Genomic DNA, 20,867 nt, shown 5'->3' on the forward strand with positions numbered 1-20,867 from the left:
AAAGAAGGGGTAGGTGAATCACCTACCCCTTAATTACTTTGCTATCTTTAAACGAGCAATTTCATTCCAATTTTTAGAAGTTACAAGCTCAACTGCCGATAAATCCTCTTTAATTTCGCTAACTTCACTTGAAATATTATCAAGTTTAGTATTAACATCCGTTTTAAATTCTGTAAGGTCAGCAACTTGATTAAAAACAGAATCTAATTTTCCCTCAATCTTTATAAGTTTATTGTTAATAGGTTCTAATTTTTTATCGAGTAATTCTTCAATTGCTGCTAAAAGATTCTGATTATCCATATATAAACACCTCCGGAAATGATAATATAATTATATCATAGCCAAGTAAATTATAAAATAATCACATAGACTTTTTATTTGAGGGAATTGAACAAAATTTAATTTTTCTGAATATCTCAATGGATAGCTAATAGCCTATTGTTTTTATTATAATGTTCTTTTAAACAATATCCATAATATTTTTTACCCATTTAAAATTAATCTTCAAATCTAACAAATCAATTTTAACTTCATCTTCAAATGTAAATTGTTCAGGTGGTCCGAACTCTTTATCTTCCTGTAATTTATATACTAGTATTTTTTGATTATTTGGGTTTATAATCCAATATTCTTTAACCTTATAGTGATTATATAAATTTAATTTTTTTACATAATCAATAGAAGCAGAAGATGGTGATACGATTTCAATTATAAAATCAGGGCTTCCTACAACACCTTTATCGCTAAGTTTACTTTTATCACAAACAACAAAAATATCTGGCTGAACCACATCTTTAGAAGAAAACATATTTTCGTTTTCACCAACAAAAATAACATCCAAAGGTGCAGAGTAAACTTCGCATGACGAATTAATTGCTTTTAAATGATTATTAATTAAAGTAACCAATTCAACTATAATTTTTTGATGAACTCTTGAAGGTGAAGGGGACATATTATATGGTATACCATCAATAATTTGAATATTCGAATTTTCTGGAAAAGCTAAATAGTCCTTAAAAGTCATAGGTTTAAAATCAGCAAGCGGCATATAAAACACCTCCTTTCTTATTATAGCATACTGAGAAATACTGTAAAATAATAACCTTTTTTGAACACAAAAAAGAATTCAAATTTATGGCATTATAATGGTATAATAATATAAATATGTTTGGCACATGAGGGGGATTATCTATGGACAGAAAAATTACGATTTTATCCAACCTTGCACTTCTTTCAACTGCAATGATTTGGGGGGGAGGATTTGTTGCAACCAAAAGTGCGCTTTCTGAAATTACTCCATTATATTTAAACGCTTTTAGATTTATAATAGCAACTGTTGTATTATCCATAATTTTTTATAAAAGAGTCAGAAACATTAACAAAGAAGAATTAAAGGGCGGACTTATAATAGGGCTATTTCTAAACTTTGCATTTGCCAGTCAAACGATTGGACTTCAATTCACTACGCCAGGAAAACAGGCCTTTATTACTGGAACAAACGTAGTATTAGTTCCATTTTTGGCTTGGGCTCTTTATAAAAAAAGACCGGACATATACTCATTTGCAGGAGCAGCACTATGCTTTATTGGGATAGGGGCACTTACATACAATAAAGGAATGTCAATAAATATAGGCGACCTTTTGACAATGGTGTGTGCATTTCTATATGCAGGGCATATAGTTTCAACTGGCTTCTTTGCTGAAAAATTAGACCCTATAAATCTTTCTGTTATACAGTTTGCAGTTGCTGCAATTCTTTCGCTTTTAACAGCATTTATATTTGAACCACCGGTTAAGGCAGTTACAATGAACTCATACCTTGCTATAGCCTACCTTGCTCTTTTGTCAACATGTGTTGCATTTGTGCTTCAGACAGTCGCACAAAAATATACAAAATCAACATCTGCAGCGATATTTTTGAGCATGGAGGCTGTATTTGGAAGCATATTTTCAGTAATATTTACAAACGAAGTATTCACTTTTAGAATGATACTTGGCTGTGCTCTAATACTAATGGCAGTAATAACAGTAGAAACAAAGCTTGAATTCTTAAGAAGGTGATAAAATGTGCGGAAGATTTTGGCTTGAGGGAGAAATAGAAGATATAGCAAAGTATTTTGGAATAAACAAAATAGAGGATAAAGAATTCACAAAGGGAGAGATTTTTCCCACAAATTTTGCACCCATAATCACAAAAACTGTGGATAAAAATTCAAAGGATGTGGACAAATTAATAACACCATTTAAATGGGGATTTCCATTCCAAAACAAAAGCATAATAAATGCAAGGGCAGAGACGATAGATATAAAACCATTTTTCAAAAATTCCTTCTACAATAGAAGATGCCTTATACCTGCAAGCGCATTTTTTGAGTGGAAAAAGGAAGATAGAAGCAAAACAAAATATAAAATATATAAAGATGAAAAGTATTTGCTTCTCGGTGGAATATATAATGAAAATTCATTTGTAATAATAACAACTCAGCCTAACGAAGAAATGTCAAGGATACATGATAGAATGCCGCTTATTATCGATAAAGACAAAATGGACTACTGGCTGTTTGGAGATATAGAGGATGCAAAACATATAATCAATATTAACACAAACAACAAATTAATATTCACACCCCAAACTGAGGGACAATTAAAATTTTTATTTTAAGAACGGGAAACCGTTCTTTTATTTTTTGAATAATATATATTAGATTATTTTTAGGGGATGGTGGGATGAAAAGTATAGGTAATAAAATTCTTATCTCAAGTATTGTTTTGATGATTTTAATATTTTCTACAATATTCATAAGTTTTTGAATAATATTAAATAGAACATATGAAAAATATCAAATAGATGTTAAGGAATTTATTACTGAAGGTGTAAAGGTTATAGATGGAGATATGCTTGAAAAACTTACAAAAACAAAGGATATGGGTAGTGAAGAATACAAAACAATTCAGCATAATATGATTGATTTTGTTGCTGGGCACAATATTAAGTATTTCTACACGATGGCTGTTGAGGATGGAAAATTGTTTTTCGTTAACGATGCAGCGTATGAGCCTACTCCAATTGGAGAGCCGTATGAATTTAGCAATGAAATAAAAAGAGCATTTGAAGGTGAACTAACAATCACAAAGGAACCTTATACGGATAAATGGGGAAGTTTTTTAAGTGCCTTTTGCCCAATTAAAAATTCAAAGGGAGAAATAATAGGAATTGCAGGTGCAGACATAGATGTAGGAAATTTTTTAAAAGTTAAAGGTGATTTTAATAGAATATTTATCATAACGAGCATCACTATAATGCTATTATTAACCATAGTAGCTTATTTATTTACAAAGGGAATTAGCAAGGATGTAAAATTAATTTCGTCAAACTTAGATAAAATATCAGCTGGTGATTTTACAAATATGATACAGGTTAAAAGAAGGGATGAGCTTGGAAAAATCCAAGAAAGTATTAATATAGTAAATAAAAAGATGAAAGAATACGCAGAAACATTAAAAAAAGGAAGCCAAAATATACTCAATTCATCTGAGATAATAGATAAAAATTCTGAAAAAATAAACATTAAAATACAGCACGCATCAGCATCTACCCAGGAGATTTCAGCAAGCATTGAAGAAATATCAAATCTTTCAAAAATAATATACGACAAAATTGAAAAATTAAAAAGTACTACTCAAAACACACAAAATATAACAAAACAAGGACTTGATATTTTAGAAAAAATTGAAAAAAATTCACTTGAAATAAGTAAAAAAACAAAAAAGACAATTGAAAATGTAAAAACATCATATAACGATATAAAAACAAAAATGCAAAGGGCAATAGAAGATGTGAAGATAGTAAACCAAATTTCAAAAGTGGCAGAGAGCATACTTGAGATATCACAGCAAACAAACCTTCTCGCACTTAACGCTGCAATTGAAGCTGCAAGAGCTGGAGAATCGGGAAGAGGATTTGCAGTTGTTGCACAGGAAGTAAAAAAACTTGCCGAAAAATCATCAGCCGACGTTACAAAAATACAGGATAGTATTAAAAACGTCTTATTTATAGTCAACTCACTTTCGGAAATTTCCAGGGAAATACTCGAGTTATTCGATAAAACGATAATATCCGATTACAATAATTTTGTAAGTATAAGCGAAGAGTTTAACAAAATTGGAGTAGAGTTTAAAAAGGTAATAGAATACGTATATTCTATGATAGACGAAACAACAAATGCAACTTCTGAGATTTATGAATCCATGAGCAGCATTAACTCAACTATAATCCAGGTTTCAACTGCAACTAACGAGATTGCAAAGGGAATGACGGAAATAGCAGAAGAGAATATGAAATTAACTGATATAATTGAGAATAATTTTGAATACGCAAAACAACTATATGTCATGACAGAAAAATTTAAAACAGGTAGTTAATCTACCTGTTTTTTTATGTGCATATAGTGGACAAGATAATTGTATAGAGCAAAGAAGGCTAAAAATATTGCACAGTATAATAAATATATGCCATATGTCTTGCTATAAATCAAAGTTCCAATTGCTAAATAAAAAAGAACTGTAGCTGCCTTTCCGTAGTATTTTGCAGCTATAACTGTTTCATGTTTTTTAAACAGAGTAAATCCACCGATAATCATCAGGGCTTCTTTAATAAAAACTATAAAAAACACCCAGTGGGGAATTATATTTGTATAGGATAATGAAAATAATACTGTTAAAAGCATTATTTTATCGGCAAGAGGGTCAAGAAGTGTTCCCCATTTAGTAATCATATTAAACCTTCTTGCTATAAATCCATCCAATACATCGGTTACTCCTGCAACAAAAAATATAAGCATTGCGTATACAAAGGAATTACTAAAACCCGAAAAGTATATATATAAATAAAAAGGAACAAGTAAAAATCTAATTAATGTTAAAGCATTAGGAATATTCATGACGGCCCTCCTTTCAAGTTCTATTTTAATTATATCATAAAACTTGGAAATAAAACATATTTCAAAAATACGAATATATTATTCTATTATTGCTCGTATATTACACAAATATACGAATAACAAAACTATCAATGCGTTTTATTATTGACTATTACCAAAAGCTTTGTTAATATTAATCTGTGCTAAAACCCTAAAAAATAAAAGGGGGTATTAAAATGTATGATGTATTAATAGTTGGAGGAGGGCCATCAGGAATTTTTGCAGCTCTTGAGCTTGTAAAGTATAGCCCAACTTTAAAAATCGCTCTTTTGGAAAAGGGAAAGAGCATGAAAAACAGAAAATGCCCAATAATTGAAAAGGGAGTAAAATGCCAGCACTGCAAACCCTGTGCAATAGTATCAGGCTGGGGCGGGGCAGGGGCCTTTTCAGACGGTAAATTAACATTAACTACAGAATTTGGAGGAGTTCTTGACGAATACATAGATACACAGGAGCTAAACAAACTAATAAACTACGTTGATGAAATATATGTTGATTTTGGAGGACCAAAGGAAGTTCACGGCGACATAACTCCCGAGGTCGAATCAATAATGAAAAAGGCTGCAGCAGCTGACCTTAAATTCATCCCCGCAAGGATAAGACACCTCGGAACAGACAACTGCTTCAACATTCTAAAGAGCATGGAAGATTATTTAAGAGAAAGAATAGATGTTAAGACAAATACAGAGGTTAAAAGGCTAATAGTAGAGGAAGGAAAAGTAAAGGGTGTTGAACTTAAAAACGGAGAAACTTTAGAGGCAAAATATGTTGTAGTTTCACCAGGAAGAGAGGGTTCTGACTGGTTTTCAAAGGAGATAGAAAGGCTAAACCTTGAGGTTACAACAAACCCGGTTGATATAGGGGTAAGGGTTGAATGTCCAGCCATTGTTTTCAAGGATATTACCGATGCTGTTTACGAATCAAAACTTGTTTACTACACAAAATCCTTCGACGACAGGGTAAGAACATTCTGCATGAACCCATTTGGAGAGGTTGTTGTTGAAAACAACGGAGGCATTAAGACGGTTAATGGACATAGCTTTGCTAATAAAAAGAGCGAAAACACAAATTTTGCACTCCTTGTCTCAAAGAACTTTACAAAGCCATTTAATTCTCCTATAGAATACGGAAAATATGTAGCAAGTCTTGCGAATATGCTTGGAGATGGCGTCATCGTTCAAAGGCTTGGAGACCTTTTAGAGGGAAGAAGAACAACTGAGGAAAGGTTAAAAAGAGGACTTGTTAAACCTACATTAAAGGATGCAACAGCAGGGGATTTAAGTTTGGTATTACCATATAGATTTTTAACTGATATAATAGAGATGTTGGAGGCACTTGATAAGGTTGCCCCAGGAATTTATTCAAAGCACACACTTCTTTACGGTGTGGAAGTCAAATTCTACTCATTAAGGGTAAAGCTTACGCAAAACCTTGAAACGCAGATAGAAAATCTATTTGCAGGTGGAGATGGTGCGGGCATCACAAGAGGGCTTGCACAGGCTTCTGTATCAGGAGTAATAATTGCTAGGGAAATACTAAAGAGGATATGAGGTGATTAAATGGGACTGGTAGTAATAGGTGCCCAATGGGGAGATGAAGGGAAAGGAAAGATAACAGACTTTTTAGCAGAAGGCGCTGACGTTGTTGTAAGATATCAGGGAGGAAACAACGCAGGGCATACAGTTATTGCAAACGAAAAGAAGTATAAACTTCATCTAATACCATCAGGAATTCTTTACGATGAAAAATTATGCATAATTGGAGACGGTGTTGTTATAGACCCTAAGGCTCTTTTAGATGAAATAGAATATTTAAGAAATGAAGGAGTAGTTGTTACTCCTAAAAAGCTTTTGATAAGCGACAGAGCTCATGTTATAATGCCATACCATAAACTTATAGATGCATATTCAGAAAAGCAAAGGGGCAGCAAGGATATAGGAACAACAGGAAAAGGAATAGGCCCTTGCTATACCGACAAACACGAGAGAACAGGTATAAGAATCTGCGATTTACTTCACAGGGAAATATTTGCGGAAAAATTAAAAACTAACCTTGAAGCTAAAAATAGAGTAATAAAAGAGATTTATAATGAAGAAGAATTGAACTTTGATGAAGTTTTTAATTCATACATAGAATATGCAGAAAAAATAAGAGAATTTGTAACAGATACTCCATATGTTCTATATGAAAAAATAAAGGAAAACAAAAAGGTTTTATTCGAAGGGGCACAAGGAACTTTGCTTGACATAGACTATGGAACATACCCATATGTTACCTCTTCCCACCCAATATCAGGCGGTGTTTGCATAGGAGCTGGGGTTGGACCTACTATGATAGATAGGGTTGTTGGGGTTTGCAAGGCATACACAACAAGAGTTGGAAAAGGGCCATTCCCAACAGAGCTATTCGACGAAGTAGGAGAATTCATAAGGGAAAAGGGATTTGAATACGGAACAACAACAGGAAGAGCAAGAAGATGCGGCTGGCTCGACCTTGTAATATTGAAATATGCAGTAAGAATATCAGGCCTAACAAGCATCGCAGTAACAAAGATAGATACACTTGCAGGAATAGAAAAGATTAAGGTTTGCACAGGCTATGAGCTAGACGGTAAAGTAATTGAATATTTCCCAGCATCCCTTGAAGACCTAGCAAAATGCAAACCAATCTATAAGGAATTTGACGGCTGGGACGACTCAATCCAACACGCAAAAACATTCGAAGACCTTCCAAAGAACGCAAAGGAATACCTGAAATTCATTGAGGACTTTACAGGAGTGAGAATCTCAATAGTCTCCGTAGGTCCAGAAAGGGAAAACACAATAGTTGTAGGGAAGTATTAATCCGGTGGCATCACCGGATTTTTTTCGACCTTTTATAGAAATTCTAACATAATTTTGTTAGAATGTTATATAGGTGGAAATTATCAATGATTGGGGGATTGTGGGATGAAAATTTTAAAAGAAGAAAAAAGTTTAAAGAAACAATATAAGGTTTATTTAATTTCTACCATTATTTCTTTTTTACTATTGCTATGGAATTTTCAAGTTATTATTAATTCAATTGATAAACCTTCAAATGTATCTGTATATTCTGAAATAATTTTCTTGTTTATATTCGCGTTTTCATCATCAAGATTTGTTATATTTGCAAGAGGAAGCATAGGTGAGAAAAGAGTTGTAAAAGCATTAAGTAAATTCCCTGATGAATACATTTTGATAAATGATATAAGGATTAATAATGGTGAAAAATCAGCTCAAATTGATCATATCTTGGTATGTCCCAAAGGAATTTTCAGCATAGAAACAAAAAGCCATTTAGGTAAAATATATGGAAATGAAGAAGAACAATATTGGATGCAATATAAAAAATCAAGCAAGGGCAGGACTTATGGTAATAAATTTTATAATCCGATAAAACAAAATAAAGGACATATTAATGCTTTAAGAAATCTCTTAAACGATAAATATTACATAAACTCAATTATCGTCTTTACATCTGCAAAAGAATTAAAGGTTTATACAAAACATGTTCCTGTATTAAAAGTCAATAAACTATATGATTATCTATCAAATTATGCTACTAATAATTTTTTAGGTATAGATGAAATAAACGAAGTTGCAGAGTTGATATTAAAAAATGATATATCAAAATAAATTAGAGGATGATGATTATGAAAAAAGACGAAATAAGACTTGCAAGTCCAGCAGAAGATTTATTTATTGAACTCTTTTCAGATATATTTGGAGTAGATAAAACTAAATATTTATTTGTCCAATATCCTGTAGTTGATATTTACGGGAACAATAGATTTATAGATTTTGCACTTGAATGTGATAATTATAAAATTGCAATTGAAATTGACGGCGAAAAATATCATAACCCTTATAAAGTTAATGAAGGTAAATATTATGATGATTTATTAAAGCATAATAGTCTTGTATATCAGAATTGGAAAGTTTATAGATGGGCATATAAACAGTTAAGAGATCAACCTGAGAAGGTAAAGGATGAAATATTAACCTTTATAGGAGAAATGCCTATATTTAAAGAATTTGAAGAATTTTTACCAAAACAAAAAGGACGAGCTATAGTTCTTAAAAATCACCAAGAAGAAGCATTGAAAAATCTAGAAGAGATGAGACAGGAAGGCGAAAGCATAGCTCTTTTATACCACGCAACAGGAACTGGCAAAACAGTTACAGCTATAACTGATGCTAAAAGAGTTGGGAGAAGAACTTTGTATCTTGCTCATACAAAGGATTTGGTATATCAAGCAAGTGAAAAGTTTAAGGAGTTTTGGCCTGAATTTGAACCAGGATTATATATAGCTGAAAAAAGGGAAAAAGATTCCTATATTGTTTGTGGTAGTGTGCAAAGTATAAGCCAAAATATTGAAAGTTTTAATCCTGTTGAATTCGGATATATCATAGTTGATGAAGCTCACCATGGTGCAGCAGAAACATATAAAAAAATATTAGGCTATTTTAAACCTAAATTTACATTAGGATTGACAGCTACCCCGGAAAGAATGGATGGAGAAGATATACTTGAACTTTTTAAGAATGTAGCACATAAGCTAGACTTAAAGACGGCTATTGATATGGGGGAACTAGTTCCAATAAGATGCATAAGAGTAAAGACTAATGTTGATATTTCAAATGTTAGATTTAATGGAATAAAATATAATTCTCAAGATCTTGAAAGTAAGATATTTATTCCTGAAAGAAACAGAGTTATTGTAGATACTTATTTAAACTATGTAAAGAACAAAAAAACTGTAATATTTTGTGCTTCGGTTAAACATGCAGAAACTATTGCAGAAATGCTAAAGGAAGAGGGAGTAAAAGCAGAAGCAGTTTCAGGAGCTATGTCATCAAAGGATAGACAAAGAATTTTAAAAGATTATGAGCATGGGGATATAAATGTTTTATGTGCATGTGACCTTTTGAATGAAGGATGGGATAGCCCAAGAACAGAAGTTTTATTTATGGCAAGGCCGACAATGTCTAAAACCATTTATTTACAGCAATTAGGTAGAGGCACAAGGAAATATGAAGGAAAAGAATATTTAATGGTGTTTGATTTTATAGATAATGCAAATATGTTTAATATGGGATTATCTTTGCACAGGATATTCAACATTGATAAATATAAACCAGGTGAATATGTTTTAGCTCCAGAAGAAATGAAAAAGCATGAAGACAATATGCTTAAAAATGGTGAAAAACCTGCTGTTTATTTAGATTTTCCTGTAGATGTAACCGACTATGAATATGTAGATTTATTTAACTGGCAGGAAAAGGTTAAAGATTTGATTTCTCAATTGGAGTTTGTAAGGATGGTTGATGTTCAGCAGGAAACGATAGCAAGATATATTAGAGAAGAAAAAATAATACCTGACTTTCAAGTTCCTACTGGAAGTAAAGTTTTCAATTATTTTAAAAAAGAAACTGTTGAATTTTATGCTAAACAGTTCGGATGGAGATTGATAAATCATAACAACATGAAAGATATGTTTATAGAAATGATTAAAAAGATGGACATGTCATATTCCTATAAACCTGTTCTTTTAAAGGCGATGTTAAAATATGCTGATAATTATGGAAAAGTATTGATAGAAGATGTTGTTGATTACTTTATTGAATTTTATATGAATAGAAAAAAGAAGGGGTTAATAGTTGAAAAACCAAATAGCTTATACTGCAAAGATGAAATTGATAAAAAAGCAGTTAAAAGAAATATTTTTGAAAATCCATTTAAAAGATTTGAAGATATGAGGTTTTTAAGAAAATCAAAGGATGTAGAATATGTAGAATTCAGCCCCTATGTATGGAAGAAGCTTTTGGATGAAGAAAAGGAATGGATAGAAAAATACTGTGATGAGAAATTAGATGAATATTATAGTAGATTTAATAAATAAAATTTAGGAGTTTGCTTATGGATTCTATTAAATATTATGATGAAAACGCTATAGAATTTTTTAACAATACTGCTTATGTTGATATGGGTGAAACATATGATAGATTTTTAAAATATCTTAAAAGAGGAGATCACATATTGGATGCCGGTTGCGGCTCTGGAAGGGATACAAAATATTTTATAGAAAAAGGATTTAAGGTTACAGCAATTGATGCTTCAGAGGAAATGGTGAAGTTAAGTTCAAATTTTACAGGTCATCAAACAATCAAAATGGATTTTAATGAAATAGACTTTGAAAATGAATTTGATGCAATATGGGCATGTGCTTCTATACTACATGTGCCTAAAAACGAAATAAAAGATATATTATTCAAGTTTGCTAAAGCATTAAATGATAATGGAATATTATTTGCTTCATTTAAATATGGTGAAGGTGAACAATTTAGAAACGGAAGGTTATTCAACTACTATAACGAGGACTCTTTAACAAAAACTTTGAATGAGATTGGAATATATGATATTTTGGAAATATGGAAATCTAGTGATGTTCGAAAAGAAAGAGAAAATGAAATATGGATTAGTGTGATTTTAAAAGAAAAAAAGATGTAGTATAAAAGTAGAAAAACTTTTTAATCAAATTCTATTTCATACAGATAGAGCCTTGAACTATCTAGTTTTTGATCATTTTGAGGATTCAGGAGGCTAAGAAAATGGAAAAAAATCAATTTGAAGCAATTTTGCCCATTATTAGCTCTAGTATTGTTGAAAGAATACAAAAAGAACTAAATATAACTGAAAAAGATGCTATAAGAGAGTTTTATTCTTCTCATCTTTATGAATTATTGGAACAAGAAGAAACTAAAATATGGCAATACAGCACAGAAAAACTGTTTGAAATGTTTTTGGAAGAAAAAGACAAAGGAAAGATTACATTCCCACAGGTGTGAGGTGGTTTTTATGAATAAAACACTAGATTTTACTGTGTTTTGTCTTGAGAGTTATAAGCAGGTGCATAATCTTACTGGAAAAGAGGCATTAAAAGTATTTGATGAATATGATATATTTAATTATATAATATCTTTTTATGATGTTCTTCATTCAACTGGAAGAGATTATATTGTTAAAGACATAGACCAATATATAAATACAAGAACAAGTAATAAACAAGCTTAAACTTAGCAGGCTAACTATGAAATTATACTGAGAAAAACCGAGTAAAGCCAAAGCAATCTTTGAAAAAAAGCTAATTGAATAAATTACTGTATGTGAGTTTTGAACAGTAAATTTTCTTGTAAAAAATAAGTAAATTATATATAATTTAGTGATAGGTTTATTTTATTAAGGGGGATTTATATGGAAAATTATACTTCTCAAATTAGAATCAACCCAGAACTTAGAGCTGCAGCAAGGGAGCAGCTTAAGGGCAAATGGGGAGTGGCAGTTTTAATTACAATACTACCATCATTAATAGGTGGACTTTTAGGAGCAATTCCTTATGCTGGAGTTATAATTAGTATACTTATTTCTGGTCCTCTTGCTCTAGGCGTTGCTATGTGCTTCTTAAAAATTATTAGAAAAGAAGATGTAAAAATTGAAAATTTATTTGATGGTTTTAAAAACTTTAAAACTTCTTTCTTAGCGCAGTTATTAATAGGTATTTTTATATTCTTGTGGTCATTGCTGCTTGTAATTCCTGGAATAATTGCATCATTAAGTTATTCATTAACTTATTATATAATAGCTGATGAACCTGAATTAGGAGCCCTAGAGGCTATAAAGAAAAGCAAGGAAATGATGAAGGGATATAAGTGGAATTTGTTTTTGTTGTATTTAAGCTTTATAGGCTGGGGAATATTATCTCTATTAACTTTAGGAATAGGATTTTTATGGTTAGGGCCATATGTTAATGCTTCATTTGCAAACTTCTATGAAGATTTGAAGAATGCAAGAAATCCTAAGGTTTCGGCAATTGAAGGAGTTAATGAGAAGCTAATTCAAGAATCATATGAACAAAAAGATGAACAAAATGATGAAGCCTAAGCATTTGCTTAGGCTTTTTATTTTAAAATATATTTTGCCTGACTTGCAATAGAATTGTTATAATATAATAGTAATAGAACCTTTTTAAGGGGTGGAATATTTTGAATACATATGAGATAGTTAAAATTTTTAACAACAATGTAGTTTTGGCTAAAAGAGAGAACACAGAGTATATTTTAATTGAAAAGGGATTGGGTTTTGGAAGAAAAAAAGGGGATATTATTGAAAACAATCGTTTTGAAAAGGTTTTTATTCTTGAAAAGGATATTAACGAAAGGTTTAAGGAACTTACTAAAAATATTGAGTCTGAGATTGTTGGTGTTTGTGAAGAAGTGATTGGATTGGTTTCAAAGGAATTTGAAATTTTAGATAGAGAAATCCATATCAAGCTTGTTGACCATATTGCATTTGCTATTAAAAGAATAAAGGAAAACGATGAAATTGAGAATCCATTTACAACTGAGATAGAGGCACTGTATGAAAAGGATTATGAGGTTGCAAAAAAGGCAGTTGAACTGATTGAGAAAAGGCTTGATATTGAGGTTCCAGAAGGGGAAATTGGATTTATTGCACTTCACATAAATGCTGCAAAAAATAGACAGGGAATTTCTGAGACTATAAAATGTGCATATATATGCAACAGCATAACTGAAATATTAGAAGATGAACTTAAAATTGATATAAACAGACATTCAATTGATTATGCAAGGTTTGTAACTCATATTAAATTTGCAGTGCACAGAATAAAAAATAAGATACCTATAAAAAATGAACTAAAGTCTGCAATAAAGAGAAAGTATAAAGAGGCATATAATATAGGCAAATTAGTTGCTAAATTTATGGAGAATGAATTGGGAGAGAAAATTTCAGAGGATGAAATAACATACCTTGCAATGCATATTGAAAAGTTGAAAAACAAGAGTGTATATTGAATGTTTTAGTTTAATATTATATAATTAAATTAAGGCAGCGTGCAACACAAGGCAAGAGCTGAAGGGAAACCTTCGGCTCTTTTTATTTGGAGGGATTTTATGAGGATTTTAATTGAAGAAAATTATGAAGCTATGAGCAAGAAAGCAGCATTGATGGTTGCAGGGCAGATTCTTTTGAAACCAAACAGCGTTTTAGGGCTTGCAACGGGTTCAACTCCGCTTTATATGTATAGGGAACTTGTTAGAATGCACAGGGAAGAGGATTTGGACTTTTCAAGTATTACTACATTTAACTTAGATGAATATGTTGGGCTAAATCAAGATAATATAAACAGTTACCACTATTATATGTTTGATAATTTGTTTAATCATGTGAACATTAAAAAGGAAAATATTTTCATCCCTGATGGAATGGCGGAAAACCTATATGAAGAATGCAAAAGATATGAAAAGCTTATAAAGGATAGAGGGGGTATAGACCTTCAGATTCTTGGAATTGGTAAGAATGGGCATATTGGGTTTAATGAGCCTGATTTAAAGTTTGAGGCAACTACCCATGTAGTTGAATTGGATGATGAGACCATCAAGGCTAATTCAAGATTTTTTAGCAGTATTGATGAGGTTCCAAGAAGGGCTATAAGCATGGGGATAAAGACAATTATGCACTCAAGAAAGATAATACTACTTGCAAGCGGAGAGGAAAAAGCCGAGGCAGTTAAGAAGGCTATTTTTGGACCAATTATTCCAGGCCTTCCAGCATCTGTTTTGCAGCTTCATCCAGATGTGACTATAATACTTGATAGAGAAGCAGCTATGTATGTTGAAAATATTGACAACATACAATAGAAGGTATAAAATGAAATTAATAGAATATTTATAAATAATTGGCGTGCGACTTTGTAAGGCAAGAGCCAAAAAGGTAGTCTTTACCTTTTTGGCTCTTTTAAATTTATAAAAAGAAGGGGGATTTTTTAATGGGTAACAACAAAATTCTTGCCAGTTTGCAAAAGCTTGGCAAAGCATTAATGACTCCAGTTGCCGTGTTGCCTGCTGCAGCGCTCCTTTTGAGACTTGGAGCACCGGACGTTTTAAATTTGAAATGGATGTTTGCAGCTGGTGATGCAATATTTGGCAACCTTGCGCTTTTATTTGCGATAGGTATTGCTATTGGATTTGCTGAAGAAAACAATGGTGTTGCAGGACTTGCGGCGGCGGTAGGATACTTTGTATTGACCAAGGTTGCTACAACATTTGATGAAAAAATCAACATGGGTGTTTTAGCAGGTATTATAGTTGGTATTTTGGCAGGAACTCTTTATAACAAGTATAAAGCGATTAAACTTCCTGACTTTTTAGGATTCTTTGGCGGAAAGAGGTTTATTCCAATCGTTACTTCTTTCTATTCATTAGTTATAGGTGTTTTGGCTGGATATGTATGGCCTTTAATTCAAAACTTCATTAGTTCTTTTGGAAATGCAATAGCATCTTCAGGTTCAATTGGAGGTTTCTTCTTCGGACTATTAAATAGACTTTTGATTCCACTTGGACTTCACCATGTTATTAATTCATTCGTATGGTTCCAGTTTGGAGAATTTACTGATTCTGCAGGAAAGATAATTACTGGGGACCTTTCAAGATTCTTTGCAGGAGATAAAACTGCTGGAACGTTTATGACAGGATTTTTCCCAATAATGATGTTTGCACTTCCTGCTGTATGTTTTGCTATGATTATGGCTGCTAAAAAGGAACACAGAAAAGAAGTTACTGGTATGCTCCTTGGTGTTGCTTTCACTTCATTCCTAACAGGTATAACAGAACCTATTGAATTCTTATTCATGTTCTTATCACCTGTTCTATATGTAATTCATGCACTGTTAACTGGTTTAGCACTTGCTGTTACTGCAGCTTTGGGAATGAGGTGCGGATTTGGTTTTTCTGCAGGGCTTATTGACTATGTTTTAAACTATGGTATCTCAAGTAAACCAATAGGACTTTTAGTTGTAGGACTTGTATTTGGCGTAATTTACTACTTTGTATTCTATTACATCATTGTAAAGCAAAATATTCCAACTCCAGGAAGAATTGAAGAAGAGTCAAGCGTTATGGCTAAATTGTCTTCCTCAGGACTTAAGGATAAAGCAACCGAGATATTAGCTGCACTTGGAGGAAAGGAAAATATACAAAATATTGACGCTTGTGTAACAAGAATAAGGGTTACTGTAAATAATCCGGAAATTATAAAAGAAGAAGATTTTAAGGCTCTTGGTGCAACAGGAGTTATCAAGATGGGTAAAAATAATTTCCAAATTGTTGTTGGAACTTCAGCAGACCCACTTGTTACTCATATTAAGGCTATAATGAATAGCAAGAATTTGAGTATGTAATAATCTTCCCGGGCCTTTTCGCCCGGGGATTTTTTGAGGTGTCCTATGAAGAGATTTTTGGATTGTTTTGCATCGGATTTTAGTAGGATGAGTAAAAATGAATTTATTCAATCGATTAAAATGAGTGAAGGCAGGGTTGTTGTTTCTGAAGTTATAGGCACTTTGCAGCCAGTATTAGTTAATATAAGCAATGCGGAACTTGCTTCTGCTTTTGGTGCAGATATTATATTGTTAAACATGTTTGATGTAGATAATCCCTTGATTAATGGAATAACTGTTGAAGATAAGAGTGACTATATTAAAAAATTGAAAAGGCTTACTGGAAGGGTTGTTGGAATTAATTTAGAGCCTGTAGATTTTACAAGAGCAAATGTAAATATTTCAAGAGGAAGAGTTGCGACAGCAGAAAATGCAATAAAGGCAAAGAATTTGGGAGCAGATTTTATTGTTTTAACTGGGAATCCAAATAATTATGTTACAAACAGAGAGATAATAAATGCTATAATTGAAATTAAAGATGCCGTTGAAAATGATTTAGCTGTATTTGCAGGAAAGATGCACTCTTCTGGCATTATTGATGAAAGTGGAAAAAGTCTAATAACCATTGAGGATATTAGTTCATTTATAGATGCTGGTGCGGATTGTATTTTAATTCCAGCACCGGGGACAGTTCCAGGAATAACTTTGGATTATGCAAAGGAGCTTGTAGATTTTATACATTCTAAGGGTGCTTTGGTTATGACCGTGATTGGAACATCGCAAGAGGGTGCGGATGAGGAGACTATAAGGGAAATTGCACTTATGTGTAAGATGGCAGGTGCTGATATGCATCATATCGGAGATGCAGGGTTTGCAGGAATTGCAATTCCAGAGAATATTCTTAAGTATTCAATTGCGATAAGAGGTAAAAGGCACACTTATTTTAGAATGGCGGCATCAATTGAAAGATAGGGAGGAGTTAATTTGTTCGGCTTTTTTAAAAGAAATACAGCAGAGGTTGAAGTTAAATCATTGCTTAAAGGAAAGGTTGTCGATTTAAAAAGCGTTCCAGATGAAGTTTTTTCCAGCAAGATGGTTGGAGATGGATTTGCAATAGAGCCATACGAAGACGCTGTTTATTCACCTGTTGATGGAGTAGTTGTTCAGGTGTTCCCAACCGGTCATGCTATAGGGATTAAAACAAACGAAGGGTTGGAGATATTGATTCATATTGGAATCGATACTGTTGAGATGAAGGGAAGAGGCTTTACGACATATGTAAAACCTGGAGATGTTGTTAAAGCGGGAGATAGGTTAATTTCCTTTGACACAGAACTTATTAGAAAAGAAGCAAAGTCAACTGTGATACCTGTAATTATTACAAACATGGAATTGGTAAAGGATATAAAGGTAAGTTTAGGAGATGCTGAGAGAGGAGATAATATTGCTGTAATAAGGTTAAAATAGAGAGGTATTCATATGAGGGGTATAATCAATGGTAAATTGATTTTAAAAGATGGCATAGCTCTTGATAAGGTTTTGCTGTTTGATGAGAGGATAATAGACATAGTTCCAAAGGATGAGATTAATTTATCTGGAGTAGAAATTATAGATGCGGGTGGTAATTTTGTTTCAGCAGGCTTTATAAATATTCATGTTCACGGATGCAGTGGTTATGATGTAATGGATGAGGAAGGGTTAGAGGAGATTTCAAAAGGTCTTTTAAAGACAGGAGTTACTTCATTTTTGGCTACGACTATGTCTATGGAATGGGAAAAGGTTGAGGGTGCTTTAAATAGAATAAGGGCAGCGATGAAAAATAATAGATATGCCAATGTATTAGGTGCACATCTTGAGGGGCCGTTTATTAGCAGAAAATACAAGGGTGCCCATGATGAAAATTATTTGATGGAACCTAATTATGAGCGCATAGAATCTTTTAGGGATGTAATTAAGATAATAACTGTTGCACCAGAGCTAAAGGGTGCTGTTGAATTTATAAAAAGGTGCAGCGAAGATAATATAATAGTCTCGATAGGACATAGCTGTGCAAGTCTTGATGAGATGAATGTTGCAATTGACCAAGGTGCAAGGCATATAACTCATCTTTTTAATGCAATGCCACAGCTTCATCATAGAAATCCATCGGTTTTAGGTGCAGCATTTACAAGGGATGTAACATGTGAGATAATCCCAGATAATATTCACGTTCATCCCTCCCTTTATGAATTTGTGGTTAATGTAAAGGGGAAGGATAGGGTTATAATTATAACCGATTCAAACAGAGCTTGCCTTTTAGAAGATGGAGTTTACGATTTAGGCGGACAGGATGTATATGTAAAGAATAAAAAGGCAACTTTAAAGGATGGAACTATAGCAGGAAGCATTTTGCCTATGAATGAAGGAATAAGGAACTTTTATGAAAATACAAGCCTTGAGCTGTGGGAAGTTGTGAATATGGCAACTTTAAACCCTGCAAAGCTGTTAGGGATAGATGACAAAAAGGGAAGCATAGAAAAGGGCAAAGATGCTGAATTTTGCGTGCTTGATGATAGGTTTGAAGTGGTTAGAGTAATAAAATAATTTTAAAGAGTAGGTTTCTTCTCCCCCTTTGCCTACTCTTTACTTATGTCACTAACTCATGTTGACAAATACGTGGTTTCTTTAAGTTGAAATGGTGCCAAAACTGAAGATATAATTAAATTAAAGTTTTCAAACTTTTCAAATTTTATTCAAAATTTATTAAAATATTAAAGGGGGAAAAACGATGAATACAGGTATGCAAACAAATGCAGCACCTCAGGCAGGAATCAAGGAAAGGGTTCAGACCTTTGGAAGATTCCTTAGCGGTATGGTAATGCCAAACATCGGAGCGTTCATAGCTTGGGGACTTATAACAGCATTATTCATTCCAACAGGATGGACACCAAACGAAAACTTAGCAAAACTAGTAGGACCAATGATAGTATATCTATTACCACTTTTAATAGGATATACAGGCGGAAAGATGGTAGGAGGCAACAGAGGAGGAGTGTTAGGAGCTATAGCAACAATGGGTGTTGTAGTAGGAGCCGACGTTCCAATGTTTTTAGGAGCCATGATAATGGGGCCAATAGGTGGATACGTAATAAAGAAGTTTGACGAATCAATAGAAGGAAAAGTGCCAGCAGGATTTGAAATGTTGGTAAACAACTTCTCAGCAGGAATCATAGGAATGGTTCTAGCACTATTAGCATTCTTAGGAATAGGACCAGTAGTTCAAGCGTTAAATGGAGCATTAAAGGCAGGAGTAGAAGCGATAGTAAAGGCAGGACTTTTACCATTATCATCACTATTCATAGAACCAGGAAAGATATTGTTCTTAAACAACGCAATCAACCATGGTGTATTAGGACCAATAGGAGTAGAACAATCAAAGGAATTAGGAAAATCAATATTCTTCTTACTTGAAACAAACCCAGGACCAGGGCTTGGAATACTACTAGCATACTGGGTGTTCAGCAAAGGAATGGTAAAGGAATCAGCGCCAGGAGCGATAATAATCCACTTCTTAGGTGGAATACATGAAATATACTTCCCATATGTATTAATGAATCCAGTATTGATACTTGCAGTAATAGCAGGAGGAATGAGTGGGGTATTAACATTCGTAGCATTTGGAGCAGGATTGGTTGCGACACCATCACCAGGAAGTATATTTGCACTACTAGCGATGACACCAAAGGGAGGATTCTTAGGAGTAATAGCAGGAGTAACGGTAGCGACAGTAGCATCATTCTTCATAAGAAGGTCAAAGAACCTATCAAACAGCGAAGACTTAGAAAGAGCAAAGGACAAGATGGTAGAATTAAAGGGAGTAAAGAAGACAGTAGTAAAGAAAGTAGTATTTGCATGCGATGCAGGAATGGGCTCAAGCGCGATGGGAGCATCAACACTTAGAAACAAGTTCAAGAAGGCAGGATTACAAATAGAAGTAATAAACACAGCGATAGAAGATATACCATCAGATGCGGACATAGTAGTAACGCATGAAAGTTTAGCAGCAAGAGCAAATGGAGTAGCACCAAGGGCGGAGATAATAGCAATAACAAACTTTGTTAACGACCCTCAATATGATGCTCTTGTTGAAAGACTTAGCGGCAATAAGGGAATTGAAGTTGTTGAAGAGGCAAAAGTTGAACCAAAAGAAGAACAAGGAATTCTTTTAAAGAAAAATATAAAGGTTGGACTTCAAAGCGTTGATAAGGTAAGGGCTATTGAGATGGCTGGAGAGCTTTTAGTTGAAAGCGGATATGTTGATGTTGAATATATAGACGCTATGAAGGAAAGAGAAGAGATGGTTTCAACTTATGTAGGTTTTGGCGTTGCAATTCCGCATGGTGTTGGAGCTGCAAAGGAGAAGATTAAAAAGTCAGGTATCGTAGTTCTTCAATTCCCAGAAGGAGTTGACTTTGGCGAAGAAAAGGCTCATTTAGTGATAGGAATTGCAGGTGTAGGAAATGAGCATTTGAGCATACTATCCAATATAGCTTCAATTTTTGAAGATGAAGAACTTGCAAATAAGCTAACTAAGACAACTGATGTTGAGTTGTTATACGAAACATTTACTAAAAGCCAAAACTAAGGGGTGA

The 20,867-nt window shown here is 33.1% G+C and carries 21 protein-coding genes; 18 read left to right on the forward strand and 3 right to left on the reverse strand.

All coding sequences use genetic code 11. From position 1 onward, the window contains the following. Positions 1 to 33 precede the first annotated feature (33 nt). Positions 34 to 300: a hypothetical protein gene (locus ABG79_RS08125; RefSeq protein ID WP_057978974.1), complete on the reverse strand. Its 267-nt coding sequence runs from the start codon at positions 298 to 300 to the stop codon at positions 34 to 36. Positions 301 to 460: 160 nt separating this feature from the next. Further along, on the reverse strand, positions 461 to 1,048 hold the full coding sequence (locus ABG79_RS08130; RefSeq protein ID WP_057978975.1) for a Uma2 family endonuclease: 588 nt from the start codon (positions 1,046 to 1,048) through the stop codon (positions 461 to 463). A gap of 143 nt (positions 1,049 to 1,191) precedes the next feature. Between ABG79_RS08130 and ABG79_RS08135 the strand changes: the two genes are divergently transcribed. From ABG79_RS08135 to ABG79_RS08145, 3 genes are all read left to right on the forward strand, one after another. Next, positions 1,192 to 2,061, forward strand: coding sequence for a DMT family transporter (locus ABG79_RS08135; protein WP_057978977.1), 870 nt, complete (start codon positions 1,192 to 1,194; stop codon positions 2,059 to 2,061). A 4-nt stretch (positions 2,062 to 2,065) separates the two neighbouring features. Continuing rightward, on the forward strand, positions 2,066 to 2,662 hold the full coding sequence (locus ABG79_RS08140) for an SOS response-associated peptidase (protein ID WP_057978979.1): 597 nt from the start codon (positions 2,066 to 2,068) through the stop codon (positions 2,660 to 2,662). A 233-nt stretch (positions 2,663 to 2,895) separates the two neighbouring features. After that, a complete protein-coding gene (locus ABG79_RS08145; RefSeq protein WP_057978981.1) occupies positions 2,896 to 4,422 on the forward strand; it encodes a methyl-accepting chemotaxis protein in 1,527 nt (508 codons plus the stop codon). Here ABG79_RS08145 and ABG79_RS08150 read toward each other — a convergent pair. After that, entirely contained in the window at positions 4,419 to 4,940 is a 522-nt protein-coding gene (locus ABG79_RS08150; protein WP_057978983.1) for a CDP-alcohol phosphatidyltransferase family protein, read from the reverse strand. The two genes, ABG79_RS08145 and ABG79_RS08150, sit on opposite strands and share 4 nt — an antisense overlap. 215 nt (positions 4,941 to 5,155) lie before the next feature. Between ABG79_RS08150 and ABG79_RS08155 the strand changes: the two genes are divergently transcribed. From ABG79_RS08155 to ABG79_RS08225, 15 genes are all read left to right on the forward strand, one after another. Continuing rightward, positions 5,156 to 6,529 (forward strand): NAD(P)/FAD-dependent oxidoreductase, encoded by a 1,374-nt coding sequence (locus ABG79_RS08155; RefSeq protein ID WP_200956810.1) that lies wholly within the window; start codon positions 5,156 to 5,158, stop codon positions 6,527 to 6,529. A gap of 9 nt (positions 6,530 to 6,538) precedes the next feature. After that, on the forward strand, positions 6,539 to 7,822 hold the full coding sequence (locus ABG79_RS08160) for an adenylosuccinate synthase (RefSeq protein WP_057978986.1): 1,284 nt from the start codon (positions 6,539 to 6,541) through the stop codon (positions 7,820 to 7,822). Between the two features lie 105 nt (positions 7,823 to 7,927). Then, entirely contained in the window at positions 7,928 to 8,635 is a 708-nt protein-coding gene (locus ABG79_RS08165; protein ID WP_057978988.1) for a nuclease-related domain-containing protein, read from the forward strand. Positions 8,636 to 8,652: 17 nt separating this feature from the next. Further along, on the forward strand, positions 8,653 to 10,902 hold the full coding sequence (locus ABG79_RS08170; protein WP_479722825.1) for a DEAD/DEAH box helicase family protein: 2,250 nt from the start codon (positions 8,653 to 8,655) through the stop codon (positions 10,900 to 10,902). 17 nt (positions 10,903 to 10,919) lie between these two features. Continuing rightward, positions 10,920 to 11,510, forward strand: coding sequence for a class I SAM-dependent methyltransferase (locus ABG79_RS08175; protein ID WP_057978991.1), 591 nt, complete (start codon positions 10,920 to 10,922; stop codon positions 11,508 to 11,510). A gap of 101 nt (positions 11,511 to 11,611) precedes the next feature. Then, the gene (locus ABG79_RS12405; protein ID WP_057978992.1) at positions 11,612 to 11,848 is read left to right on the forward strand and encodes a hypothetical protein; all 237 of its coding nucleotides are present in this window, start codon (positions 11,612 to 11,614) and stop codon (positions 11,846 to 11,848) included. 10 nt (positions 11,849 to 11,858) lie between these two features. After that, positions 11,859 to 12,074 carry a DUF3791 domain-containing protein gene (locus ABG79_RS12520; RefSeq protein ID WP_057978993.1) on the forward strand — a complete coding sequence of 72 codons (216 nt, stop codon included), beginning with the start codon at positions 11,859 to 11,861 and terminating at the stop codon, positions 12,072 to 12,074. 180 nt (positions 12,075 to 12,254) lie between these two features. Further along, positions 12,255 to 12,941: a DUF975 family protein gene (locus tag ABG79_RS08190; protein ID WP_057978994.1), complete on the forward strand. Its 687-nt coding sequence runs from the start codon at positions 12,255 to 12,257 to the stop codon at positions 12,939 to 12,941. A gap of 101 nt (positions 12,942 to 13,042) precedes the next feature. Continuing rightward, a complete protein-coding gene (locus tag ABG79_RS08195) occupies positions 13,043 to 13,873 on the forward strand; it encodes a PRD domain-containing protein (RefSeq protein ID WP_057978995.1) in 831 nt (276 codons plus the stop codon). Between the two features lie 99 nt (positions 13,874 to 13,972). After that, the gene (gene nagB, locus ABG79_RS08200; RefSeq protein WP_057978996.1) at positions 13,973 to 14,719 is read left to right on the forward strand and encodes a glucosamine-6-phosphate deaminase; all 747 of its coding nucleotides are present in this window, start codon (positions 13,973 to 13,975) and stop codon (positions 14,717 to 14,719) included. Positions 14,720 to 14,847: 128 nt separating this feature from the next. After that, positions 14,848 to 16,257: an N-acetylglucosamine-specific PTS transporter subunit IIBC gene (gene nagE / locus ABG79_RS08205; RefSeq protein WP_057978997.1), complete on the forward strand. Its 1,410-nt coding sequence runs from the start codon at positions 14,848 to 14,850 to the stop codon at positions 16,255 to 16,257. Between the two features lie 45 nt (positions 16,258 to 16,302). Further along, complete coding sequence (locus ABG79_RS08210) at positions 16,303 to 17,208, forward strand: DUF7916 family protein (protein ID WP_057978998.1); 906 nt, start codon at positions 16,303 to 16,305, stop codon at positions 17,206 to 17,208. Positions 17,209 to 17,220: 12 nt separating this feature from the next. Further along, positions 17,221 to 17,703, forward strand: coding sequence for a PTS sugar transporter subunit IIA (locus tag ABG79_RS08215; protein ID WP_057978999.1), 483 nt, complete (start codon positions 17,221 to 17,223; stop codon positions 17,701 to 17,703). Positions 17,704 to 17,715: 12 nt separating this feature from the next. After that, complete coding sequence (gene nagA, locus ABG79_RS08220; RefSeq protein ID WP_057979000.1) at positions 17,716 to 18,819, forward strand: N-acetylglucosamine-6-phosphate deacetylase; 1,104 nt, start codon at positions 17,716 to 17,718, stop codon at positions 18,817 to 18,819. 184 nt (positions 18,820 to 19,003) lie between these two features. Then, positions 19,004 to 20,860 carry a PTS mannitol transporter subunit IICBA gene (locus ABG79_RS08225; protein WP_242859323.1) on the forward strand — a complete coding sequence of 619 codons (1,857 nt, stop codon included), beginning with the start codon at positions 19,004 to 19,006 and terminating at the stop codon, positions 20,858 to 20,860. The last annotated feature ends 7 nt before the right edge of the window (positions 20,861 to 20,867 follow it).

It is taken from the genome of Caloramator mitchellensis (genome assembly GCF_001440545.1).
Classification (GTDB): Bacteria; Bacillota; Clostridia; order Clostridiales; family Caloramatoraceae; genus Caloramator; species Caloramator mitchellensis.